The sequence below is a fragment of the Pseudaminobacter soli (ex Zhang et al. 2022) genome (assembly GCF_014595955.1).
In the GTDB taxonomy this organism is placed as follows: Bacteria; Pseudomonadota; Alphaproteobacteria; order Rhizobiales; family Rhizobiaceae; genus Kumtagia; species Kumtagia pseudosoli.
Map to the genome: position 1 here is coordinate 168,031 of NZ_JABVCF010000005.1, position 22,460 is coordinate 190,490.

Below are 22,460 nucleotides of genomic sequence, written 5' to 3' on the forward strand. Positions count from 1 at the left end.
GAACCGACCTCCATGAGATTAGCTGATCTCGCCGACATCCTTCCTGTTCCGCCGGGCGTGCCCGTGGAGGTGGAAGTTACCGGCGTGACTTCCGATTCACGTGCCGTCCGACCGGGCATGATCTTCGTTGCCGTGTCGGGATCGAAGGCCGACGGCTCTGCCTATGCAGCCGACGCGCAGGAAAGGGGCGCCGCTGCGATCGTGGCGGGCAATGGTATCAGTCTTGAGTCCATCCGGGTGCCTGTGCTTGCGGTCGAAGACCCGCGGCTCGCGCTGGCGCGACTGGCCAGCCGGTTCTGGCCGCGGCAGCCGCAGACCATGGTTGCGGTGACCGGTACCAGCGGCAAGACCTCCGTCGCCTCCTTCACGCGGCAGATCTGGGAGCACGCCGGATATGCAGCGGCCAGCATCGGCACGACTGGGGTGGTCGCTCCCGATCGCAATGAGTACGGGGCACTGACGACCCCTGATCCGGTCGCGCTGCACATGCTGCTCGACGAACTCGCGGGCGAGGGCGTCACCCATGCCTCGATGGAGGCGTCCAGCCACGGCCTCGACCAGCGCCGGCTGGACAGCGTGAGGCTCGCTGCCGGCGCCTTCACCAATCTCGGCCGCGACCACATGGACTATCATCCAACGGTCGAGGACTATCTCAAGGCTAAACTCAGGCTGTTCGATGCGCTGCTGCCCAAGGGGGCGCCGGCCGTCATCTTCGCCGACGACGAATATTCGGCGCCTGTGATCGAGGCGGCGAGTTCCGCGGGGCTCCAAGTGCTGACGGTCGGACGGCAAGGCGATTTCCTCTGTCTGAAGCGGGTCGAGCACGAGCGGCATCGCCAGCGCGCCGAGGTGCAGTATGCGGGCGAGATCCATGAGATCGATCTGCCTCTGGCGGGCGATTTCCAGGTCTCCAACGCCCTTGTCGCGGCCGGTTTGGCTATCGCGACCGGCACGCCTGCGCGGGACGCGCTGAAGGCGCTCGAGACGCTGAAGGGCGCGCCGGGCCGTCTGGACCTGGTCGGCACGGCGGCGAATGGTGCTCCGGTCTATGTGGATTACTCCCACAAGCCGGATGCGCTGGAGAACGTCCTGAAATCCGTCCGTCCGTTCACGACCGGCCGTGTCATCGTGGTGTTCGGCTGCGGCGGGGACCGCGACCGGGGCAAGCGGCCGATCATGGGCGAGATCGCGACCAGACTCGCCGACGTGGTGATCGTCACCGACGACAACCCGCGCTCGGAAGTCCCGGCTGAGATCCGCGCTGCAGTCCTTGCCGGTGCACCGGGCGCCATCGAGATCGGCGACCGGCGAGAAGCGATCCGCACTGCTGTGGCGATGCTGCAGTCTGGCGACACGCTGATCGTTGCCGGAAAAGGTCACGAGGAGGGTCAGACGATAGGGACCCGGACCTTCCCCTTCTCGGACCATGAGGAAGTGCGCGCAGCCCTTCGGGAACGCCCCGCATGAGTCTGCTCTGGACCGCGGATGAGTTGATCGCCGCCATGGACGGCCGCCCGTTCGGAACCATGCCTACGGGCGTGACCGGCATTTCGATCGACACCAGAACCCTCAAGACGGGAGAGGCCTTTTTCGCCATTAAGGGCGAGACCATGGACGGCCACGACTTCGCGACAGCCGCCGTGAAGGCTGGTGCGGCTATCCTGGTGGTCGCCGAGGGCAAGCTGCCGGCGCTCGGCCGGCTGACCGCGCCGATGATCGTGGTGCCCGACGTGCTGGTTGGGCTGGAGAAGCTCGGCATCGCGGCCCGCGCGCGCAGTTCGGCGAAAATCATCGCGGTCACCGGTTCCGTCGGCAAGACCACCACCAAGGAAGCCCTGCGGCACGTCCTCTCGGCGGCGGGCAAGGTGCATGCCTCGGACAAGTCGTTCAATAATCATTGGGGCGTGCCGCTGACACTGGCGCGGATGCCGGCGGAGTGCGACTATGCCGTCTTCGAGATCGGCATGAACCATGCGGGCGAAATCCGGCCTCTGGTGAAGATGGTGCGACCGCATATCGCCATCGTAACCCTGATCGCTCCCGCCCACCTCGGGCACTTCAATTCCGAGGACGAAATTGCGGTCGCCAAGGCCGAGATCTTTGAGGGCGTCGAGCCGGGCGGTCACGCGCTGCTCAACCGCGACGATGCCCGCTACAAGCTCCTTGAAAAGGCGGCGAAGGCTGCCCGCGTGAAGCATGTCGTCGGGTTCGGGGCGCATGGCCGGGCGCAGGTGCGGCTCATGCGATGCGAACTCAAAGCCGACCATTCGCTGATCTCCGTAAAGATCGGCGGCAATCATCTTGAGGCCAAGGTTGGCGCACCCGGGCGTCACATCGTCCAGAACGCGCTAGCTGTCATCGCCGCGGCCCGGCTTGCGGGGGCTGACGTGGAAAAGGTCACGGCCGCGCTGGCCGACCTCGTGCCGGAAAGCGGGCGTGGACGCCAGCACCGGCTTGCCGCCGATGCAGGCGCATTCACCCTGATCGACGAGAGTTACAACGCCAACCCGGCCTCGATGAAGGCGGCGATGGAACTGCTGGACGCTACCCCGATCGCTGGGGAGGGGCGCCGCATCGCCGTGCTGGGCGACATGCTGGAACTCGGCAGCCACTCCGCCGAGTTGCATGCCGGACTTGCCAAGATCATCACCGAGACGAACACCGACATCGTCCTGATGGCGGGACCCGATATGAAGAACCTTGCCGACACGCTGCCCGAGAAGATCCGCAAGGAGTACCGGGCGAGCGCGGATGACCTCAAGCCGATCCTGCTCAAAGAGATCGGACCGGGCGACGTAGTGATGGTGAAATCATCAAAGGGGGTGGGCTTTTCGAAGCTCGTGGACGCGCTCCTGAACCGGTTCCCGGCTTGCGCCGGCGGCCAGAAACCAAACTGACCGCGGTCCGGGGGAACGCATGCTCACTCTACTCGTCTCATTCTCCGACCAAGTCTCGGCCTTCAACGTTTTCCGCTACATCACCTTCAGGACCGGTGGAGCGCTGATCACTGCGGCGCTTCTGGTGTTCATTTTCGGTCCGGGGATGATCGACGCGCTCAGGATCCGGCAGGGCAAGGGCCAGCCGATCCGCGCCGACGGCCCGCAGACGCATTTCAAGAAGGCCGGCACGCCGACCATGGGTGGGCTGATGATCATCTCCGGAATCATCGCCTCGAGCCTGCTCTGGGCCAATATCACCAGCATCTATGTCTGGGTGGTCCTTCTGGTCACGATCGGCTTCGGCGCGATCGGCTTCTATGACGACTATCTCAAGGTCACGAAGCAGTCTCATCTGGGCTTTTCCGGCAAGTCGCGCCTCGCCGTCGAGTTCGTGATCGCGGCCATCGCCGCCTATGTGATCATGCAGGCTGGGCAGGGGCGCTTCGCCTCGTCGCTGACCTTTCCCTTCATCAAGGAACTGGTCATCGATCTCGGCTTGTTCTTCATCCCGTTCTCGTGCTTCGTCATCGTGGGGGCCGGCAATGCGGTAAACCTCACCGACGGGCTGGACGGGCTGGCGATTGTTCCGATCATGATCGCCGCCGCGTCCTTCGGCGTGATCGCCTATCTCTCCGGCAACGCGGTTTTCGCCGACTACCTGCAGATCCACTTCGTCCCCGGTACCGGTGAACTGGCCGTCATCCTCGGTGCGGTCATCGGCGCCGGTCTGGGCTTCCTGTGGTTCAACGCCCCGCCGGCGGCGATCTTCATGGGCGACACCGGCTCGCTGGCGCTCGGCGGCCTGATCGGCACCATCGCCGTCGCCACCAAGCACGAGATCGTGCTTGCCATCATCGGCGGCCTGTTCGTCATGGAGGCACTTTCGGTGATCGTGCAGGTCGGCTACTTCAAGATTACCGGCAAGCGGGTCTTCCTGATGGCGCCGATCCACCATCATTTCGAGAAACTCGGCTGGACCGAGAGCCAGGTGGTGATCCGCTTCTGGATCATCGCCGTCATCCTTGCCCTCGTCGGGCTTTCCAGCCTCAAGCTGCGGTGATTTCCGTGATCCCCGCGCGCTCCTTCGCCGGAAAGAAAGTGGCGCTCTTCGGGCTCGGCGGCTCGGGGATCGCGACCGGCCGTGCGCTGATGGAGGGCGGCGCCGAAGTCCTCTGCTGGGACGACAATCCCGAGAGCGTTGCACGCGCCACCGAACAGGGGATTCCGACCGGCGACCTTCGCGGCGCCGAATGGGGCGGGCTCGCGAGCTTCGTGCTTTCGCCCGGCGTGCCGCTCACCCATCCGAAACCCCACTGGACCGTGGAACTGGCCCGAGGAGCCGGCGTCGAGATCATCGGCGACGTCGAACTGTTCGCGCGCGAGCGCACGGCCCAGGCGCCAAGGGCGCCCTTCATCGCCATTACGGGGACGAACGGGAAGTCGACGACGACGGCCCTAACCGCTCATATCCTCAAGCATGCAGGGCGCGACACGCAGATGGGCGGCAATATTGGCCGTGCGGTGATGACCCTCGAACCGATCGTGGAAGACCGCTTCTACGTGGTCGAATGTTCCTCCTACCAGATAGATCTCGCTCCCTCGATCAATCCGACGGCGGGCATCCTGCTCAATCTCACCCCGGACCATCTCGACCGCCACGGGACGATGCAGCACTACGCTTCCATCAAGGAGCGGCTGGTCTCGGGCAGCGACACGGCGATCGTCGGCGTCGACGACGTCTACTGCGCGCAGATCGCCGACAGGCTCGAGAAGGCGGGCAAGGAGGTCATCCGCATCTCCAAGCGCCTGCCCCTGACCGACGGCTATTTCGCCGACGGCACGGACATCATGGAGGCCATAGAGGGCCGGTACAGCCGCGTCGGATTCCTGGAAGGGATCGGCTCGCTCCGCGGGCAGCACAATGCGCAGAACGCCCTTGCCGCCATCGTCGCCTGCCTCAAGGTCGGGCTCGACCTCGGCGAGATCCAGTCCGGGCTCGAGACCTTCCCGGGTCTCGCGCACCGGATGGAGCAGGTGGGGCGCAGGGACCGCGTCCTCTTCGTCAACGACTCCAAGGCGACCAATGCCGACGCTTCGGCGCCGGCGCTGTCGAGCTTCCCGCGGATCTACTGGATCGCAGGTGGGCTTCCCAAGGAGGGCGGCATCGAGGCCCTCCGCTCCTTTTTTCCGCGCATTGCCAAGGCCTACCTGATCGGCGAAGCGGCGCCGGCCTTTGCCGCGACGCTCGGGGAGGCGGTGCCCTACGAGATCTCCGGCACGCTCGCCGCTGCCGTCGAGCATGCGGCCAACGATGCAGCCGAAGACGAGAGTGCCGAAGCCGTCGTGCTGCTCTCGCCGGCCTGCGCAAGCTTCGACCAGTTTCGCAACTTCGAGATCCGCGGCGAGGCCTTCCGCGCGGCAGTGGAGGCCCTCGACGACATCACGCCGATTGGAGGGACGCGCTGATGGAAAGCAGACTTGATCGTCGTCCGGTGACCGTCTGGTGGCGCACGGTCGACCGCTGGTTCCTTGCAGCCTTCCTGTCGCTGATGGGGCTGGGAATCCTCCTCTCCTTCGCCGCGAGCCCGGCCGTGGCCGAGCGCATCGGTCTCGACAGCTTCCATTTCGCGACCCGGCAGATCGTCTACATGATCCCGGCGCTGGCGGCGATGCTTGCGGTGTCGTTCCTGACGCCGCGCCAGGTGAGAAGGCTCGCAATCATCATGCTGGGCGTGTCGCTGCTGATGATGGTGGCGGTGCTCTACGTCGGGGTCGAGGTGAAGGGCGCGCACCGTTGGGTCTCCATCTTCGGGATCTCGATCCAGCCGTCCGAGTTCCTAAAGCCCGCATTCGTCATTATCTGTGCCTGGCTGTTTGCCGAGAAAGCGCGCAATGCGGCAATCCCCGGCAACTTTCTTGCCCTGATGCTGCTCGGCCTGGCGGTGGGCCTTCTGGTCCTGCAGCCCGATCTCGGACAGACGATCCTGATTTCCGGGACCTGGGGCGTGATGTTCTTCATGGCGGGGATGCCCTGGCTCTGGATCATCGTGATCCTCTCGGTGGCGGTCCTGGGCGCGTTCGGCGCCTACTTCACCTTCGACCACTTTGCCGGCCGCATCGACCGCTTCCTGACCGGTGAGGGCGACACCTTCCAGGTCGACATGGCGAAAGACGCCGTGATCAGTGGCAACTGGTTCGGCGTCGGGCCGGGCGAGGGCACGGTAAAGCGAATGATCCCAGACAGCCATGCCGACTTCGTTTTCGCCGTCGCCGGCGAAGAATTCGGCATTGTCATGTGCTTCCTGATCATGGCGCTGTTTGCCTTCATTGTGCTGCGCGGCTTGAGTACCGCTCTCAAGGAGCACGACGATTTCACGCGCTACGCGGTGTCGGGACTGGTGGCGGTGTTCGGGTTCCAGTCGATCATCAATATGGGCGTCAACCTGCAGATGATGCCGGCCAAGGGCATGACGCTGCCGTTCATCTCCTATGGCGGCTCCTCGCTGATCGCGGTCGCCGTCTCGATGGGCATGGTGCTGGCGCTCACGCGCAAGAAGCCGGAGCGGCGCAAGCAACCCGGCATCGCGATGCTCGCGCGCCATGCATTGGCTGCAGAATAGCGGCGGCTCGGCATGGCGAAGGGAACTATCTTGCTTGCGGCTGGCGGGACCGGTGGTCACCTGTTCCCCGCGGAGGCGCTCGCCTACGAACTGATTGCGCGCGGATGGGTGGTCCATCTCGCCACGGACGAGCGGGCCGGACGATACATCGGGAACTTCCCGGCCGTGAAGATCCACCCGATTGCTTCCGCCACCCTCAGTGGCCGTAACCCGGTGACTCTGGTTTCGGCGTTCTGGAAGATATGGCAGGGCGTGCGCCAGGCGGCCGAACTCACTCGCAGGATCAAGCCTGCTGCAGTCGTCGGCTTCGGCGGTTATCCCACGCTGCCGCCGCTCTATGCGGCAACCCGGCGCAGGATTCCGACGCTCATCCACGAGCAGAACGCCGTTATGGGGCGCGCAAACAAGGCTCTCTCGCGGCGCGTCAGCGCCATTGCGGGCGGTTTCCTCGCAACGGATGGCGGACCAGAGGCATCGAAGATCGTGGTGACCGGCAATCCGGTCCGACCGCCAGTGCTGGAGGCCGCCAAGACTAGCTACAGGCCCTCCGGCGCGGGTGAGCCCTTCCATCTTGTGGTTTTCGGCGGCAGCCAGGGTGCGCAGTTCTTCTCTGACGCCATCCCGGAGGCGATCGCCATGCTCCCCGAGGGGCAGCGCGGGCGGTTGAAGATCATCCAACAGGCGCGCATGGAAGGTGTCGACCGCGTCCGGAGAGCCTATTCCGCCCTAGGGGTTGAAGCCGAAGTCTCGCCGTTTTTCACCGACCTTTCCCAAAAGATCGCAGGTGCTCATCTCGTCATCTCGCGTTCGGGAGCTTCGACGGTGTCGGAAATTGCGGTGATCGGTCGGCCCGCCCTGCTGGTGCCTTATCCCCACGCGCTGGATCACGACCAGGCAGCGAACGCCGCCGCACTCGCGGCCGCCGGAGGCGCGGAGGTGCATCCGCAGGAGACATTTTCGCACGAGCGCATCGCCGAGCTTCTGGGCCGGCTCATGGACGATCCGGAGAGGCTCTCGGCGATGGCGTCCGCGGCCAAGTCGGCCGGCAAGCCCGACGCGGCGAAGTTGCTCGCCGACCTCACAGAGGCTATTGCCGCAAGGAAATTTCCAGACGGAACCAGTGACGGAGAGCGCCCATGAAGATGCCACGCAGCATCGGGCTGGTGCATTTCATCGGCATCGGCGGCATCGGCATGAGCGGCATTGCCGAGGTGCTGCACAATCTCGGCTATAAGGTGCAGGGCTCCGACCAGGCCGACGGCGCCAATGTCCAGCGCCTGCGTGAGAAGGGCATCGACTGCTTCGTCGGTCATCGCGCCGAGAACCTCGGCGATGCCGAGGTCGTGGTCGTCTCGACGGCCATCAAGAAATCCAATCCGGAACTGATCGCCGCGCGCGAAAGGCTGCTGCCTGTCGTGCGACGCGCGGAAATGCTTGCGGAACTCATGCGCTTCCGCCAGGCGGTGGCGATCGGCGGCACGCATGGCAAGACGACGACCACCTCGATGGTCGCGGCGCTGCTCGACGCCGGCGGGCTCGACCCCACCGTCATCAATGGCGGCATCATCAATGCCTACGGCACCAATGCCCGTATGGGCGAGGGCGACTGGATGGTGGTCGAGGCCGACGAGAGCGACGGCACATTCCTCAAGTTGCCGGCCGACATCGCGGTGGTGACAAACATCGACCCCGAGCACCTCGACCACTACGGCACCTTCGACAAGGTGCGGGAAGCCTTCCGCCAGTTCGTCGAGAACGTCCCGTTCTACGGTTTCGGCGTGATGTGCACCGATCACCCGGAAGTGCAGGCGCTGGTCAGCCGCATCGAGGATCGCCGCGTCATCACCTACGGCTCGAATGCGCAGGCGGACGTCCGCTTCGTCAACCACAGCATGGACGGCGCGGCCTCCCAGTTCGACGTCCTGATCCGCCACCGCAAGACCGGAGCCCAGACCCGGATAGAGGGGCTGCGGCTTCCGATGCCAGGGCGCCACAATGTGTCCAACGCCACCGCGGCCATCGCGGTCGCGCGCGAACTCGGCATCTCCGACGCGGCGATCCGCAAGGGGCTCTCCGGCTTCGGCGGCGTGAAACGCCGCTTCACTCCGACCGGCACCTGGAACGGCGTGAGCATCTTCGACGACTACGGTCACCATCCGGTGGAGATAAAGGCGGTGCTGAAGGCCGCGCGCGACGCCGCGAAGGGGCGCGTGATCGCGATCGCCCAGCCGCACCGCTATACCCGGCTGCGCGATCTCTTCGACGATTTCTCCGCCTGCTTCAACGACGCCGATACGATCATGATCGCGCCGGTGTACGCCGCCGGCGAGGACGCGATCGAGGGCATCAACTCGCAGGCCCTGGCGCAGCGAATCCGTGCGGGTGGCCACCGTGATGCCCGCCACATCGAAGGTCCCGCCGACATCGCGCCAGCGGTCCGTGATCTGGCTCAGCCGGGCGACTTCGTCGTCTTCCTCGGGGCCGGCAATATCACGCAGTGGGCCTATGCCCTGCCGAAGGACCTCGGCGGGGAGCCGGCATGAGGCGCGGCGAGGCGCTTCTTTCGAAACTCGGCGACCGGTTGACGGGCCTGCGCGGCCGCATCACGCCCGACGCCGAGATGGATAAGATCACCTGGTTCCGCGCCGGAGGGGCGGCCGACGCGCTGTTCCAGCCGGCCGACGAGGAGGATCTTTCCGCATTCCTCAAGGCCGTCCCGGAGGACGTGCCGCTGACCGTCGTCGGCATCGGCTCCAACCTCCTGGTACGGGAGGGCGGTATACCCGGCTTCGTGATCCGGCTATCGGCAAAAGGATTCGGTCAGGCGGAGGTCATTTCGCCGACGCGGATCCGGGCGGGCGCGGCCGCACCCGACAAGCGGGTGGCAGCCCTTGCGCTTGAGGCTGGGATCGGCGGCTTCCATTTTTATCACGGCATCCCCGGCGGCATCGGCGGCGCCCTGCGCATGAACGCCGGCGCCAATGGCGTCGAGACGCGGGAGCGCGTCGTCGAGGTGCGCGCGCTCGACCGCAATGGAGAACTCCACATCCTGTCGAACGCGGCGATGGGCTACAGCTATCGAGCCTCCACTGCATCCTCCGACCTGATCTTCACCTCGGCGATCTTCGAAGGCGCGCCGGAAGAGCATGACGTGATCAAGGCTGCCATGGACGCGGTCCAGCATCATCGCGAGACCGTCCAGCCGATCCGCGAGAAGACCGGCGGCTCCACCTTCAAGAACCCAGAGGGTACGTCCGCCTGGAAGGAGATCGACAAGGCGGGCTGCCGCGGCCTGATGATCGGCGGGGCGCAGATGTCGCCCCTGCATTGCAACTTCATGATCAACACGGGCAATGCCAGCGGCTATGATCTCGAATATCTCGGCGAGACGGTTCGCGCCCGCGTTTTGGAGAAATCCGGGATCCGGCTGCAGTGGGAGATCAAGCGCCTCGGCCGCTTCAAGCCGGGCCACGAGGTGCAGGAGTTCCTCGGACAACTGCTGTAGCCCTCGAGCGGCCCTACCGGCGCTCCCAGTGAGTCCAAAATGCCATAGTCCAGCCCGAATGCGGCCGCGCAATCAAACAATTACAATTTTACTAAAATCAGTGCTTGCCACGGAATCCCCACTCTGATTCTTTGGGTCAGACGCGTTTCCTGATTTGAGTCGTGCGAGGCGTAACTGGCGAGAGGGGAGCTTGCCGGACATGCCCGGACTCTGTCCGGAAACTCTGGTGAAGTGCGTATCTGAGGGGATGCAGCAGGGATGTCGAAAAAGCACGTAGCTGTTCTGCTTGGTGGCTTTTCGTCGGAGCGGCCCGTGTCCCTGTCGTCGGGAAAAGCTTGCGCTGATGCACTGGAAGCCGAGGGCTACCGCGTCACGCGCGTCGATGTCGATCGGGATGTCTCGAGCGTGCTTGCCGAGATGAAGCCCGACGTCGCTTTCAATGCGCTCCATGGTCCTTACGGCGAGGACGGCACCATTCAGGGAATCCTGGAGTATCTCGGCATACCCTATACGCATTCGGGTGTGCTCGCCTCGGCGCTGGCCATGAACAAGGAGCTTGCCAAAAAGGTCGCCAAGGCGGCGGGCATCCCGGTCGCCGAGTCGCGGGTGATGAATCGCTTCGACATACAGAACGTCCACCCCATGAAGCCGCCCTATGTGGTGAAGCCCGTCAATGAGGGGTCGAGCTTCGGTGTCGTGATCGTCAAGGAAGGTCAGACCGCTCCGCCTCAGATCGTTTCTTCGCCTGACTGGCAGTATGGCGAACGGGTCATGGTCGAGCGCTACATTTATGGGCGCGAACTGACCTGTGCGGTCATGGGCGATGTAGCGCTGGGCGTCTGCGAGATCGTCCCGACCGGTCACGCCTTCTACGATTACGACTCCAAGTACGTGCCCGGCGGATCAAAACACGTCGTGCCTGCGAAAATTTCATTAAATATTTACCAAAAGATACAGACACTGGCCCTCAAGGCTCATCAAGCAATCGGCTGCCGGGGCGTCTCTCGATCCGACTTCCGCTACGACGATCGCCATTCGGAAAATGGTGAGGTCGTGTGGCTCGAAATCAATACCCAGCCGGGCATGACGCCGACGTCGCTCGTTCCGGAGATTGCCGCAGAGGCGGGTCATTCCTTTGGCGAGTTGCTGAGTTGGATGGTGGAGGACGCGTCGTGTTCGCGTTGAGGCGTTGGCAAGGCAGCAGATCGGCCGGCGTGCCGGATGCGCGGCTCGACGGTCGTATCCTGCTTCCGCGGTGGCTGCGTAGGCCGGCGCGTCTGTTCGCGCGGCTTGGCACGGGTGATTTCGTTCCGCCTCGTTACTCGGCAACCATGGCGAGTGCGGCGCTGCTCGCCGCGGCCGGGCTGTACGGTACCTATGTTGGCGGCCTGATGCCTGAGGTGGCGCAGTCGGTCACCGCCCGCACCGGCTTCGCCGTGGATCAGGTGCGGATCGTCGGCCATCGCGAGACGTCCGAGATCGACCTTCTCGAGACGCTGGACCTCACGGGTTGGACATCGCTCGTGGGCTTTGATGTCGACGATGCGCGCGATCGCGTCTCGTCGCTGCCCTGGATTGAATCCGCTTCGATCCGCAAGGTCTATCCCGAGACGCTGGAGATCCGGATCGTCGAGCGTGAGCCCTTCGCCATCTGGCAGCAGGGCAGTCAGCTTTCGATCATCGGGCGCAAGGGTAACGTCATCGTGCCGCTCACGCCCGGACGCCATACGGACCTGCCGCTGGTAGTCGGAGCCGGTGCTGCAGAGCACGCAGCCGCCTTTGTCGATCAGATCGCCCGGCATCCCGAGCTCAAGTCGCGGGTTAAGGGCTACATCCAGGTCGCGAACCGCCGCTGGGATCTGCGTCTGGACAACGGAATGACGGTCAAGCTGCCCGAAACGGGCGTCGATGCTGCGATCGAGAACCTGCTGCGGGCGGAGGAGGAGAGCGGCCTCTTCAAGCGCCAACTGGCGGCGATCGATCTGCGCTTCCCAGATCGGATGGTGCTCAAGCTTACGCCCGAGGCCGCGGAAGAGAGGCAGGCAGCGTTGACCAAGGCCGGGAAGAAGAAGCCGGAGAAGCGCACATGAGCTGGCTCGGCGGCAAGAAGGATGGTTCGCAGCATAGGGCCGGCATCGTCACGGTTCTCGATGTCGGCTCGAGCAAGATCTGCTGCGTCATCGCGGAGCTGAAGCCGTGCGAGCCGAGTCAGATCCTGCGCGGCCGCACGCACAAGGCCAGGGTGATCGGCATCGGTCACCAGAAGTCCCTTGGTGTGAAATCCGGCGTCATCATCGATCTCGACCGCGCCGAGCAGGCGATCCGCCTGGCTGTCGATGCCGCCGAGCGGATGGCCGGCCTGACTGTGGACTCGCTGCTGGTCAACCTGACTTCCGGCCGGCTCAAGAGCCATACCTACACGGCGACCATCAATCTGCGCGGGCACGATGTCGACGAAGGCGATATCAAGCGCGTCCTCGCCGCCGGCGCGAAGCAGGCGCTGAAGGCCGAGCGCGAAGTGGTGCACGCTCTCCCAGTGGCGTTCTCTCTGGATGCCGAGCGGGGCATCCGCGATCCGCGAGGGATGGTCGGCGATGCGCTGGGCGTCGACATGCATGTACTGACCGGGGATGCCGCTCCGCTGCGCAACCTCGAGCTCTGCATCAATCGTGCGCACCTGTCGGTGGAGCGCATGGTGGCCACACCCTATGCCAGCGGCCTGGCCTCGCTCATCGACGACGAACTCGAAATGGGTGCTGCCTGCATCGACATGGGCGGCGGCACCACGACGATCTCGGTCTTCGCCGACGGCAAGTTCGTGCATGCGGACGCGATCGCGATCGGCGGCACGCACGTCACGCTCGACCTCGCGAAAGGGCTGTCGGCCCGCGTCGACGAGGCGGAGCGGCTGAAGGTGATGCACGGCTCGGCGCTGCCGGGCAGCGCCGACGACCGCGACGTGGTCATCGTGCAGCCGATCGGAGAGGAAGGCGAGGTTCCGCTGCAGGTTCCGCGCTCGGTGATGACTCGAATCATTCGGGCTCGTATCGAGGAGACGCTGGAGCTGCTTCGAGACCGGCTCAACAAGTCCGGCTACGGCAACATCGTCGGAAAACGCGTGGTGCTGACGGGCGGTGCGAGCCAGCTCGCCGGCCTGCCGGATGCGGCGCGCCGCATCCTTGGCCGCAACGTGCGGATCGGGCGCCCGTTGGGCGTCGCCGGTCTGCCGGAAGCAGCCAAAGGCCCTGCCTTTTCGGCAGCGGTCGGACTGATGATCTATCCGCAGGTCGCGAGTTTTGAAGGTGACCGGGTGAGTGGAAGTACGAGTTTGCGCATGAGCGGAACGGGCGGCCGTTTCCAGCGCATGAGTCAGTGGTTGAGAGATAGTTTCTAATTCGGCGGGGCGAGCCCCATCAGAACGCCGCAGCGGCGACGCGGCAGGAAGGCAAAAGGACGAGGATATGCCCATCAATCTCCAGAGACCGGACATCACGGAGCTGAAGCCCCGGATCACCGTATTCGGTGTGGGCGGCGGTGGCGGCAACGCAGTCAACAACATGATCACGGCCGGCCTTCGTGGCGTCGAGTTTGTCTGCGCCAACACCGACGCGCAGGCGCTCACGATGTCGAAGGCGGAGCGGCTGATCCAACTCGGCGCGCACGTCACCGAGGGCCTCGGCGCCGGCTCGCAGCCGGAGGTCGGCCGGGCTGCCGCGGAGGAGTGCATCGACGAGATCGTCGACCACCTCTCCAACACGCACATGTGCTTCGTCACCGCTGGCATGGGCGGCGGCACCGGCACCGGTGCGGCCCCGGTCGTCGCCAGGGCAGCACGCGAAAAGGGTATCCTCACCGTCGGCGTCGTCACGAAGCCGTTCCATTTCGAGGGCCAGCGCCGCATGAAAACGGCGGATCTCGGCATCGAGGAACTACAGAAGTCTGTCGATACGCTCATCGTCATTCCGAACCAGAACCTGTTCCGGCTCGCCAATGACAAGACCACCTTCGCCGATGCGTTCGCGATGGCCGATCAGGTGCTCTACTCGGGCGTGGCCTGCATCACCGACCTGATGGTAAAGGAAGGCCTGATCAACCTCGACTTCGCCGACGTCCGCTCGGTGATGCGCGAGATGGGCAAGGCGATGATGGGCACAGGCGAAGCCTCCGGCGAGGGCCGCGCCATGGCCGCCGCGGAGGCCGCGATCTCCAACCCGCTGCTCGACGAGACCTCGATGCGCGGCGCCAAGGGCCTGCTGATCTCGATCACCGGTGGCCGCGACCTTACGCTGTTCGAGGTCGACGAGGCAGCGACCCGTATCCGCGAGGAAGTGGATCAGGATGCCAACATCATCCTTGGCGCGACCTTCGACGAGGAACTCGAAGGTGTCATCCGCGTCTCGGTCGTCGCCACCGGCATCGACAAGTCGGCCGAGCAGATCGCCGCCGCCCCTATCATGATCCGGCAGCCGCAGAAGGCCGCTCCGCGTCCGGAGCAGCGGCCGGCGGCCGAGGCGCCTCAGCCGCGTGCGGCTGATCCAGTGGCGGATGCCATTCGCATGGCCGAACAGAGCGCTATCAACGCGGCACGCCCGCAGCCGGCGCCTGCCGAGGAATTCCGCCCGCAAAGCACGATCTTCCATGGGGCGACCGAGCCTGTCGCTGCTCGTCCGATTGAGCCTGCGATGGCTGCTGCTCCAGTCCATGCGCCGATGGTTGCCCAGCCGGTCATGGCTCCGCAGCCGGTGCAGGCCCAGCCTGCCGAGGCAGTCAGGCCCGCGCCGCAGCCTGTGGCGGCGCCGCCGAGAATGCCCCGCGTCGAGGATTTCCCGCCGATGGTCCGGGCCGAGGCCGAAGCCAAAGCCCGACCGGTCGAGCAGGAGGACCGTGGTCCGATGGGTCTCTTGAAGCGGCTCACCGTCGGCCTGACGCGGCGCGAGGAGGAGCCTGCACGGCTCGAGCCGGCACAGCCGCGCGAGCCGAAGCTGCGCCAGCCTGCGCCTGAGGCCCGGCGCCTCAACAGCCAGGATCCGCAGCTCTACGCACCCCGCAGGGCGCAACTGGACGAACATGGAAGGATCGCGCCGCAGCCGCGCGCGGCTGCGCACGAGGACGATCAGCTGGAGATTCCGGCGTTCCTTCGCCGGCAAGCCAACTGAAGCGTAAACGGCTGTTAACAAAGGCGGCGGGCAGATGTCACAAAACATCTGCCCGCTTCTCTGAATCAGTGATGTAAAACAATAGCTTGTGGGCGTGCAGCGAGGGCCTGCGCGGTAACACAAGGTAAAAAAGAGTGATTTGGAGGGAACCTTCGGGAAGTCTATTTTCGCCATCGAAACATGGCAGGAATAGGACCGTTAGGCCGTTCCGCTAGGAGAGCAATGTCGCAGCAATTGGGGAGTGGCTGCGGCTTTGGGCGCGAGGGGCATGGGGACGAAATTGCACGACCTGCAGACGACGATAAAATCGTGCGTGAGCCTATCTGGTATCGGGGTCCATAGCGGCAAGCCGGTCACGATTCGGTTCAATCCGGCGGAAGCCGACACGGGCGTGGTCTTCGTCTACAATGGCGAGCGCGGGGCCGGTCGGCAGTTGCCGGCGCTGGTTTCGGAAGTCGGGGCCACTGCGCTCTGCACGCTCCTCGGCAATGCATCCGGGTTTCATGTCGCTACCGTCGAGCACCTGATGGCAGCGCTGTTCGGCCTGGGCATCGATAATCTTGTCGTGGAAATCGACGGAAATGAGGTGCCCGTACTCGACGGCAGTGCGGCGCAGTTTGTTGACGCGATCGACCAGGCGGGCATCGAGGCGCTCGACGTGAAACGGCGCTACATTCGCGTGGTGAAGCCCGTGCGGATCGATAATGGTAACTCCTGGGCCGAGTTCCGGCCCTATCGCGGCACGCGCTTCGAGGTTGAGATCGATTTCGAAAGCCCAGCCGTCGGCCGTCAGGCCTTTGCGGCGGACATCGAGCCGGATACGTTCCGGCGCGACATTTCTCGGGCCCGCACCTTCGGCTTCATGCGGGATGTCGAGAAACTCTGGGCTGCCGGCTATGCGCTCGGCTCCTCGCTCGAGAACTCCATCGTCATCGGCGACGACCACAACGTCATCAATGTCGAAGGCTTGCGCTACGAGGACGAGTTCGTGCGCCACAAGACGCTCGACGCTATGGGCGACCTAGCGCTCGCGGGGGCTCGCTTCATTGGCTGCTTCCGCTCCTACCGTGGCGGCCACAAGCTGAATGCCGCAGCGCTGCGGCATCTCCTTTCCGACCGGTCGGCATTCGAGATCGTCGAGACCAACCGTCGGGCAAGCGGCCGGACTGCGGAGATGATCGCAGTGAATGCGCCGGTTTACGCTCCCTGGGTGCTTTGAGCTGCTGCAGCATCTCATCCGCTGGTAAGTCGTGACTTCTGCATTCACGGCCACAAAAAAGAGCGATTGCGTGGGGATAGCGTTGCCGTCGCGAGTTGTTCTGGTTTAAGGCTGCTCGCCTTTGATCTGTGGGGCACCAGGGGGCGAATCGGCTAATGTTGTTTATGCGCGCTGCTTTTGAGACCCGACGACTTCGGAACCTTGTTTTGGCCGCCGGTGTCGTCAGCGCGCCACTCGTGCTTTCCGGCTGCGCGTCCACGGATGATGACCTCGATCTCTCCACTTACGTCGAGCAGACTGAGCCCGCGGACGCCCTCTACAACCAGGCGCTTGCCAACATGGATGCGGGACGCCTCACGGAAGCAAGCCGCAAGTTCGAGGCCATCGACCGTCAGCATCCCTATTCGGAATTTGCCCGCAAATCGATGGTGATGGGCGCCTTCGCCAACTACCGGCAGGGCAAGTACGACGAGGCGATCAACGCCGCCAAGCGCTACGTGACGCTCTATCCAACCTCGCCGGACGCGGCCTATGCCCAGTACATCGTCGGCCTCAGCTACTTCCGCCAGATCCGCGATGTGACCCAGGACCAGAAGGAGACGCGCCGCACCATCGAGGCGATGGAGGAACTCGTCCAGCGCTGGCCCGAATCGGAATATGTGGACGACGGACGCGAAAAGATCCGCTTCGCCCGCGACCAACTCGCCGGCAAGGAAATGCAGACCGGGCGCTATTATCTCGAACGGCGCGAGTACATCGCGGCGATCAAGCGCTTCCGCTACGTGGTCGAGAACTATTCCAACACCCGCCACATCGAGGAGGCGCTCGCGCGCCTGACGGAAGCCTATTACGCGATGGGGCTGACCACCGAGGCGCAGACCGCGGCCGCCGTGCTTGGCCAGAACTATCCGGACAGCCGGTGGTACCAGGACTCCTACAAGCTCCTGCAATCGGGTGGCCTGCAGCCGCGTGAGAATTCCGGATCCTGGTTGTCGAAGGCCGGGAAGCTCATCACCGGCGCCTGACACTCAGGCGATGCTGGTTCGCCTTTCAATCCGGGACATCGTCCTCATCGACCGGCTGGACATCGACTTCTCGCCCGGCCTGTCGGTGCTGACCGGCGAGACCGGGGCGGGCAAGTCCATCCTGCTCGACTCTCTCTCGCTGGCAATGGGGGCGCGCGGTGACGCCTCTCTCGTGCGGCATGGCGCCCCCCAGGGTCAGGTCACGGCCGTGTTCGACGTGCCGCGCAACCACCCGGCTCGCGCGATCCTCGCCGACAACGCCCTCGAGGACGAGGGCGACATCATTCTGCGGCGAGTGCAGACGGCGGATGGACGAACCCGCGTCTTCGTCAACGACCAGCCGTCCAGCGTCGGATTGATGCGCGACATCGGCCGGGCGCTGGTCGAGATCCATGGACAGCACGACGAACGGGCTTTGGTGGATGCCAGCGCGCATCGCGAGCTCCTCGACTCTTTCGGCGGCCATGTGGGCGAAGTGCGAGCCTGCGCGGCCGCATGGCGCCAGTGGCGCGACGCCGAGCAGGAACTCGCGCGGCACCGCGCCAGGGTGGAAGCCGCGGCTCGCGAGGCAGACTATCTGCGCGCGGCCGTCGCCGAGCTTTCCAAGCTCGACCCCCAGCCGGGGGAAGAGACGGACCTCGCGGAGATGCGCGCCTCGATGATGCGTGTCGAGAAGATCGCCGCCGAGATCAAGGACGCGCAGGATCTCTTATCCGGCTCCGGCTCGCCGCTGCCGCAACTGGCGGGCCTGCTTCGACGGCTGCAGCGCAAGGCGCCGGAGGCTCCGAATCTACTGGACGATATCGTGAAGGCGCTGGACGAAGCGCTGATCTCGCTCGATGCGGCACAATCCGGCATCGATGCGGCTCTGCGCGCGACCGAATACGATCCCCAGCGCCTCGAGAAGGCCGAGGAGAGGCTGTTCGCGCTGCGTGCGGCGGCCCGCAAGCACAATGTCCAAGTGGACGATCTGGCGCAACTGCGGGACGCGATGGTGGCCGACTTGACCGACCTGGATGCCGGCGAACAGAAGCTGCAGGCACTCGAAAGCCAGGCGCAAGCGACGCGCGCGGCCTACGACTCCACTGCTTCCCATCTCTCGGAACTGCGCCGCTCGGCGGCAGCGGCGCTTGCCAAGGCGGTCATGGCCGAACTGCCGGCGCTGAGGCTGGAGCGGGCCACCTTCATGGTCGAGATCGCCAGCGAGCCCGAGAACCGCGCCGAGGAGGGGATCGATCAGGTCGAGTTCTGGGTGCGCACCAATCCCGGCACGCGGCCCGGCCCGATGATCAAGGTCGCCTCGGGCGGCGAGCTTTCGCGCTTCCTGCTTGCACTGAAGGTGGCGCTCGCCGATCGCGGCTCGGCGCCGACGCTGGTCTTCGACGAGATCGATTCCGGCGTGGGCGGTGCCGTATCGGACGCGATCGGCCAGAGGCTCGCCCGCCTGTCACATCGCGTACAGGTGCTGGCCGTCACCCATGCCCCGCAGGTGGCGGCACGCGCCGAAACGCATTTCCTGATCTCGAAATCCGGTCAGGAGCGGGTCTCGACCAACGTGGTCGAGATCGACAGGCCGTCGCGTCAGGAAGAGATCGCACGCATGCTCGCAGGCGAGACCATCACCGACGAGGCGCGCGCGGCGGCCGCGAGGTTGCTAGGGGAAACCGCGGCTGTCAGTTGATATCGGCAGGGCGGGTGGAATAGCTTGCCTGCCTGACCCCGACCGCCTTTCGCGGCCGACGACACTCCCGAGGGCAATCCGTTCGACATGTCCGATTCAGCCAAGCCCGTTGACGCATTGACCGAAGCCGAGGCCGCGGACGAGCTTGCGCTGCTCGCCGTCGAAATCGCGGAGCACGATCGGCGCTATTATGCGGAAGATGCGCCGATCGTCTCCGATGCGGAGTATGACGCACTGCGGCAGCGCAATGCGGCGATCGAGGCGCGCTTCCCCGAGCTCATCCGTGAGAATTCGCCGTCGAAGTCGGTGGGCACTGCCCCGACCGGCACTTTTGGACCGGTCGTGCATGCCCGGCCGATGCTGTCGCTGGACAACGTCTTCTCCGACGAGGAGGTCACCGATTTCGTCGGCTCGGTGCGGCGCTTCCTCTCGCTGCCTGCCGACCGGGAATTGGTCTTCACGGCCGAGCCCAAGATCGACGGATTGTCGATGTCGCTGCGCTATGAGAAGGGCCGGCTGGTGACCGCGGCGACGCGGGGCGACGGCACGACCGGCGAGAACGTCACCGCAAATATCCGCACGATCAAGGAGATCCCGCAGACGCTCTCCGGGAATGTCCCGGACGTGGTCGAGGTGCGTGGCGAGATCTACATGCGCCGCGACGATTTCCTGGAATTGGTGAAGCGCATGGCCGGCAGCGGCCAAACCTTCGCCAATCCGCGCAACTCGGCGGCGGGGAGTCTCCGACAGAAGAACCCGGAGGTCACGCGCTCGCGGCCGCTAAAATTCTTCGCCTATGCCTGGGGCGAGGTCAGCGAGCCTCTCGCGGCGACGCAGTACGATTCCGTGCAGCGGTTCAAGGACTGGGGCTTTCCGGTCAACGAGTTGATGGTGCGCTGCCATTCGCTGGACGAGATGATTGCGCAATACCGCAAGATCGAAGCCCAGCGCGCGACGCTGCCCTACGACATCGATGGCGTCGTCTACAAGGTCGACCGCCTCGACCTGCAGGAGCGGCTCGGTTTCCGCTCGCGCAGCCCCCGCTGGGCGACGGCCCACAAGTTCCCGGCCGAGAAGGCGACCACGGTGCTGAAGGCCATCGACATCCAGGTCGGCCGAACCGGCGCGATGACGCCGGTCGCGCGCCTGGAGCCGGTGACCGTAGGCGGCGTGGTGGTGGTCAACGCGACGCTGCACAATGAGGATTACATCCGCGGCATCGGCAACAGCGGCCAGCCGATCCGCGACGGCCGCGACATCCGCGTCGGCGATACCGTCATCGTGCAGAGGGCAGGGGACGTCATCCCGCAGATCCTCGACATCATCCCGGAGAAGCGTCCGGCCGATTCGACGCCCTACGTCTTCCCCGACCGCTGCCCCGTCTGCGACAGCCATGCGGTGCGTGAAGAAGGCGAGGCGGTTCGGCGCTGCACCGGCGGGCTGATCTGCCCGGCGCAGGCGATGGAGCGCATCCGCCATTTCGTCTCGCGAAACGCTCTGGACATCGAAGGGCTCGGCGAGAAGCAGATCGAGTTCTTCTTCAACCAGCCAGACCCTTCGCTCAGGATCCGCTCGCCGGCCGACATCTTCACGCTGGCGGAGCGGCAGCGGAATTCGCTCACCAAGCTGGAGAACATCGACGGCTTCGGCGCCGTCTCGGTGCGAAAACTCTATGCCGCCATCGACGCCCGTAGGCGGGTGGCCTTCTGGCGCTTCCTGCACGCGCTCGGCATCCGCCACATCGGCGAGACCAATTCGAAGCGCTTGGCCCGCCACTTCCACAGCTTCGACGCGCTGCGGCGCACGGCCGAATTGGCCGAGCCGCCGGACGGCCGGGGAGATGCCGGCAACCCTGAATGGCAGGAGTTGGTCGGCGTCGGCGGCATCGGGGCGATCGTGGCCGAAGCAGTGGTCGATTTCTTCGATGAGGAGCACAATCGGCAGGCGGTCGATGATCTTCTCGCGGCCGGCGTGACGCCGCTCGACGAGGAGGTGGCTGCTGCGATTTCGTCCCCCGTCGCGGGCAAGACCGTGGTCTTCACTGGGTCGCTGGAGCGCATGTCGCGCGACGAGGCGAAAGCCATGGCCGAGCGGCTTGGAGCCAAGGTGGCGGGATCGGTGTCGAGGAAGACGGACCTCGTGGTGGCCGGCCCCGGCGCCGGCTCCAAGCTGAAGCAGGCAACCGACCTCGGGATCGAGGTGATCGACGAGGACCAGTGGTTTGTGAGGGTGGGGCAGGGGTAGTGCGGAAGATTAACGGCGCCTTGGTGTACTACGACCAGAACGTGAGGGGTTCCTCTCCGGAGTAGGACAGGGCGGCTATCGCGCGTCATCCCGGAAGCCGCGCAGAGCGCCGCGACAAGCGGCTATCCGGGATCCGTTGCGGAGTGTCGAAGAGTTCTGCACGGGTGCCAACCCCGCGATGTCACGGAATGGATCCCGGCTCTCCTTCCGCTTCGCTCCAGTCGGCCGGGATGACGCGGATACGGGACAACAGCCCGCCTGTCATCACTCCCTTTGATCTATGGCTCAACCGAATTCGCATGACAGGTCAGGATCATTGACCTAGATCGGGCTCCGAAATCCGGAGTTTCCATGACGGTCGCATACCTCAACGCCCCGGCGCAGGCTGCTCTGCTCGATGGTGCGCGCCTCGGGCTCCCTGTCATGATCGCGTCGGCGCCGTTCGGGCTGCTCTACGGCGCTCTCGCTGCCGACCAGGGTCTTACGCTGTTCGAAACGGTGCTGATGAGCGCTGCGATCTATGGTGGCGCGAGCCAGATCGTCGGGCTCGAACTGTTCGGGCAGAAGGTGCCGCCTGCTTTGGTGGTGCTTTCGATCTTCGCCGTGAACTTCCGCCATATCCTCTATTCCGCGGCGGTCGGCCGGCGCATCGGCCGCTGGCCCCTGGTCCAGCAACTCACGGCCTTCTTCTTCCTGGTCGACCCGGTCTACGCGGAAACCGAGAACCGCGTCGAGCGCGGCGGAAAGCTTTCGTTCGCCTGGTACATGGGCATGTGCCTGCCGATCTACGTCTCCTGGCTCGCAGTTTCCGGCATCGGACATGTCTTCGGGAAACTGGTACCTGATCCGCATGCACTCGGGTTCGACTTCCTTGTCACCATCTATTTCTTCGGCCTCGTGCTTGGCTTTCGAAAGCGGCCGCTCTGGCTGCCCATCGTTTTGATAAGCGGTGTCGCCTCGGCGGTTGCCTACAATACCGTGGGCTCTCCCTGGCATGTCTCGATCGGCGCGCTCGCGGGAATCATCTTTGCGGTGCTGATGCCGGTCCAGCGCGAGATGGAGGGCTGACGG

The 22,460-nt window shown here is 65.0% G+C and carries 17 protein-coding genes; all 17 read left to right on the forward strand.

Annotation, left to right across the window (positions count from 1 at the left end):
- Window positions 1-12 precede the first annotated feature (12 nt).
- The gene (locus HUI96_RS11230) at window positions 13-1,467 is read left to right on the forward strand and encodes a UDP-N-acetylmuramoyl-L-alanyl-D-glutamate--2,6-diaminopimelate ligase (protein ID WP_188254744.1); all 1,455 of its coding nucleotides are present in this window, start codon (window positions 13-15) and stop codon (window positions 1,465-1,467) included.
- A complete protein-coding gene (locus tag HUI96_RS11235) occupies window positions 1,464-2,897 on the forward strand; it encodes a UDP-N-acetylmuramoylalanyl-D-glutamyl-2,6-diaminopimelate--D-alanyl-D-alanine ligase (protein WP_188254745.1) in 1,434 nt (477 codons plus the stop codon). The genes HUI96_RS11230 and HUI96_RS11235 overlap by 4 nt, the downstream gene beginning before the upstream one ends.
- A 19-nt stretch (window positions 2,898-2,916) precedes the next feature.
- A complete protein-coding gene (gene mraY, locus HUI96_RS11240) occupies window positions 2,917-3,999 on the forward strand; it encodes a phospho-N-acetylmuramoyl-pentapeptide-transferase (RefSeq protein ID WP_188254746.1) in 1,083 nt (360 codons plus the stop codon).
- A 5-nt stretch (window positions 4,000-4,004) separates the two neighbouring features.
- The gene (gene murD, locus HUI96_RS11245; RefSeq protein WP_188254747.1) at window positions 4,005-5,405 is read left to right on the forward strand and encodes a UDP-N-acetylmuramoyl-L-alanine--D-glutamate ligase; all 1,401 of its coding nucleotides are present in this window, start codon (window positions 4,005-4,007) and stop codon (window positions 5,403-5,405) included.
- Window positions 5,405-6,559 carry a putative lipid II flippase FtsW gene (gene ftsW, locus HUI96_RS11250; protein WP_188254748.1) on the forward strand — a complete coding sequence of 385 codons (1,155 nt, stop codon included), beginning with the start codon at window positions 5,405-5,407 and terminating at the stop codon, window positions 6,557-6,559. Before murD ends, ftsW begins: the two co-directional genes overlap by 1 nt.
- 12 nt (window positions 6,560-6,571) lie before the next feature.
- Window positions 6,572-7,699, forward strand: a complete 1,128-nt coding sequence (gene murG / locus HUI96_RS11255; protein ID WP_188254749.1) for an undecaprenyldiphospho-muramoylpentapeptide beta-N-acetylglucosaminyltransferase — start codon at window positions 6,572-6,574, stop codon at window positions 7,697-7,699.
- Window positions 7,696-9,102 (forward strand): UDP-N-acetylmuramate--L-alanine ligase, encoded by a 1,407-nt coding sequence (murC, locus tag HUI96_RS11260; RefSeq protein WP_188254750.1) that lies wholly within the window; start codon window positions 7,696-7,698, stop codon window positions 9,100-9,102. The genes murG and murC overlap by 4 nt, the downstream gene beginning before the upstream one ends.
- The gene (gene murB / locus HUI96_RS11265) at window positions 9,099-10,064 is read left to right on the forward strand and encodes a UDP-N-acetylmuramate dehydrogenase (RefSeq protein ID WP_188254751.1); all 966 of its coding nucleotides are present in this window, start codon (window positions 9,099-9,101) and stop codon (window positions 10,062-10,064) included. The genes murC and murB overlap by 4 nt, the downstream gene beginning before the upstream one ends.
- A gap of 258 nt (window positions 10,065-10,322) precedes the next feature.
- Complete coding sequence (locus HUI96_RS11270; protein WP_188254752.1) at window positions 10,323-11,249, forward strand: D-alanine--D-alanine ligase; 927 nt, start codon at window positions 10,323-10,325, stop codon at window positions 11,247-11,249.
- Window positions 11,237-12,154 carry a cell division protein FtsQ/DivIB gene (locus HUI96_RS11275; RefSeq protein ID WP_337918238.1) on the forward strand — a complete coding sequence of 306 codons (918 nt, stop codon included), beginning with the start codon at window positions 11,237-11,239 and terminating at the stop codon, window positions 12,152-12,154. The genes HUI96_RS11270 and HUI96_RS11275 overlap by 13 nt, the downstream gene beginning before the upstream one ends.
- The gene (gene ftsA, locus HUI96_RS11280) at window positions 12,151-13,458 is read left to right on the forward strand and encodes a cell division protein FtsA (RefSeq protein ID WP_188254753.1); all 1,308 of its coding nucleotides are present in this window, start codon (window positions 12,151-12,153) and stop codon (window positions 13,456-13,458) included. The genes HUI96_RS11275 and ftsA overlap by 4 nt, the downstream gene beginning before the upstream one ends.
- A 67-nt stretch (window positions 13,459-13,525) precedes the next feature.
- Window positions 13,526-15,220 carry a cell division protein FtsZ gene (ftsZ, locus tag HUI96_RS11285; RefSeq protein ID WP_188254754.1) on the forward strand — a complete coding sequence of 565 codons (1,695 nt, stop codon included), beginning with the start codon at window positions 13,526-13,528 and terminating at the stop codon, window positions 15,218-15,220.
- 268 nt (window positions 15,221-15,488) lie between these two features.
- A complete protein-coding gene (gene lpxC / locus HUI96_RS11290) occupies window positions 15,489-16,439 on the forward strand; it encodes a UDP-3-O-acyl-N-acetylglucosamine deacetylase (RefSeq protein WP_188254755.1) in 951 nt (316 codons plus the stop codon).
- A gap of 155 nt (window positions 16,440-16,594) precedes the next feature.
- Window positions 16,595-17,464 carry an outer membrane protein assembly factor BamD gene (locus HUI96_RS11295; RefSeq protein ID WP_188254756.1) on the forward strand — a complete coding sequence of 290 codons (870 nt, stop codon included), beginning with the start codon at window positions 16,595-16,597 and terminating at the stop codon, window positions 17,462-17,464.
- 10 nt (window positions 17,465-17,474) lie between these two features.
- Window positions 17,475-19,145, forward strand: coding sequence for a DNA repair protein RecN (gene recN / locus HUI96_RS11300; protein ID WP_188254757.1), 1,671 nt, complete (start codon window positions 17,475-17,477; stop codon window positions 19,143-19,145).
- An 87-nt stretch (window positions 19,146-19,232) separates the two neighbouring features.
- Window positions 19,233-21,389, forward strand: a complete 2,157-nt coding sequence (gene ligA, locus HUI96_RS11305; protein ID WP_188254758.1) for an NAD-dependent DNA ligase LigA — start codon at window positions 19,233-19,235, stop codon at window positions 21,387-21,389.
- 351 nt (window positions 21,390-21,740) lie between these two features.
- On the forward strand, window positions 21,741-22,457 hold the full coding sequence (locus HUI96_RS11310; RefSeq protein WP_188254759.1) for an AzlC family ABC transporter permease: 717 nt from the start codon (window positions 21,741-21,743) through the stop codon (window positions 22,455-22,457).
- Window positions 22,458-22,460: the final 3 nt, after the last annotated feature.

Excerpts from the sequence above, each read along its gene's own strand:
- HUI96_RS11230 (WP_188254744.1), top strand. The coding sequence starts at position 13 with ATGAGATTAGCTGATCTCGCCGACATCCTTCCTGTTCCGCCGGGCGTG.
- HUI96_RS11235 (WP_188254745.1), top strand. The coding sequence starts at position 1,464 with ATGAGTCTGCTCTGGACCGCGGATGAGTTGATCGCCGCCATGGACGGC.
- mraY (WP_188254746.1), top strand. The coding sequence starts at position 2,917 with ATGCTCACTCTACTCGTCTCATTCTCCGACCAAGTCTCGGCCTTCAAC.
- ftsW (WP_188254748.1), top strand. The coding sequence starts at position 5,405 with ATGGAAAGCAGACTTGATCGTCGTCCGGTGACCGTCTGGTGGCGCACG.
- murG (WP_188254749.1), top strand. The coding sequence starts at position 6,572 with ATGGCGAAGGGAACTATCTTGCTTGCGGCTGGCGGGACCGGTGGTCAC.
- murC (WP_188254750.1), top strand. The coding sequence starts at position 7,696 with ATGAAGATGCCACGCAGCATCGGGCTGGTGCATTTCATCGGCATCGGC.
- murB (WP_188254751.1), top strand. The coding sequence starts at position 9,099 with ATGAGGCGCGGCGAGGCGCTTCTTTCGAAACTCGGCGACCGGTTGACG.
- HUI96_RS11270 (WP_188254752.1), top strand. The coding sequence starts at position 10,323 with ATGTCGAAAAAGCACGTAGCTGTTCTGCTTGGTGGCTTTTCGTCGGAG.
- ftsA (WP_188254753.1), top strand. The coding sequence starts at position 12,151 with ATGAGCTGGCTCGGCGGCAAGAAGGATGGTTCGCAGCATAGGGCCGGC.
- ftsZ (WP_188254754.1), top strand. The coding sequence starts at position 13,526 with ATGCCCATCAATCTCCAGAGACCGGACATCACGGAGCTGAAGCCCCGG.
- lpxC (WP_188254755.1), top strand. The coding sequence starts at position 15,489 with ATGGGGACGAAATTGCACGACCTGCAGACGACGATAAAATCGTGCGTG.
- HUI96_RS11295 (WP_188254756.1), top strand. The coding sequence starts at position 16,595 with ATGTTGTTTATGCGCGCTGCTTTTGAGACCCGACGACTTCGGAACCTT.
- recN (WP_188254757.1), top strand. The coding sequence starts at position 17,475 with ATGCTGGTTCGCCTTTCAATCCGGGACATCGTCCTCATCGACCGGCTG.
- ligA (WP_188254758.1), top strand. The coding sequence starts at position 19,233 with ATGTCCGATTCAGCCAAGCCCGTTGACGCATTGACCGAAGCCGAGGCC.
- HUI96_RS11310 (WP_188254759.1), top strand. The coding sequence starts at position 21,741 with ATGACGGTCGCATACCTCAACGCCCCGGCGCAGGCTGCTCTGCTCGAT.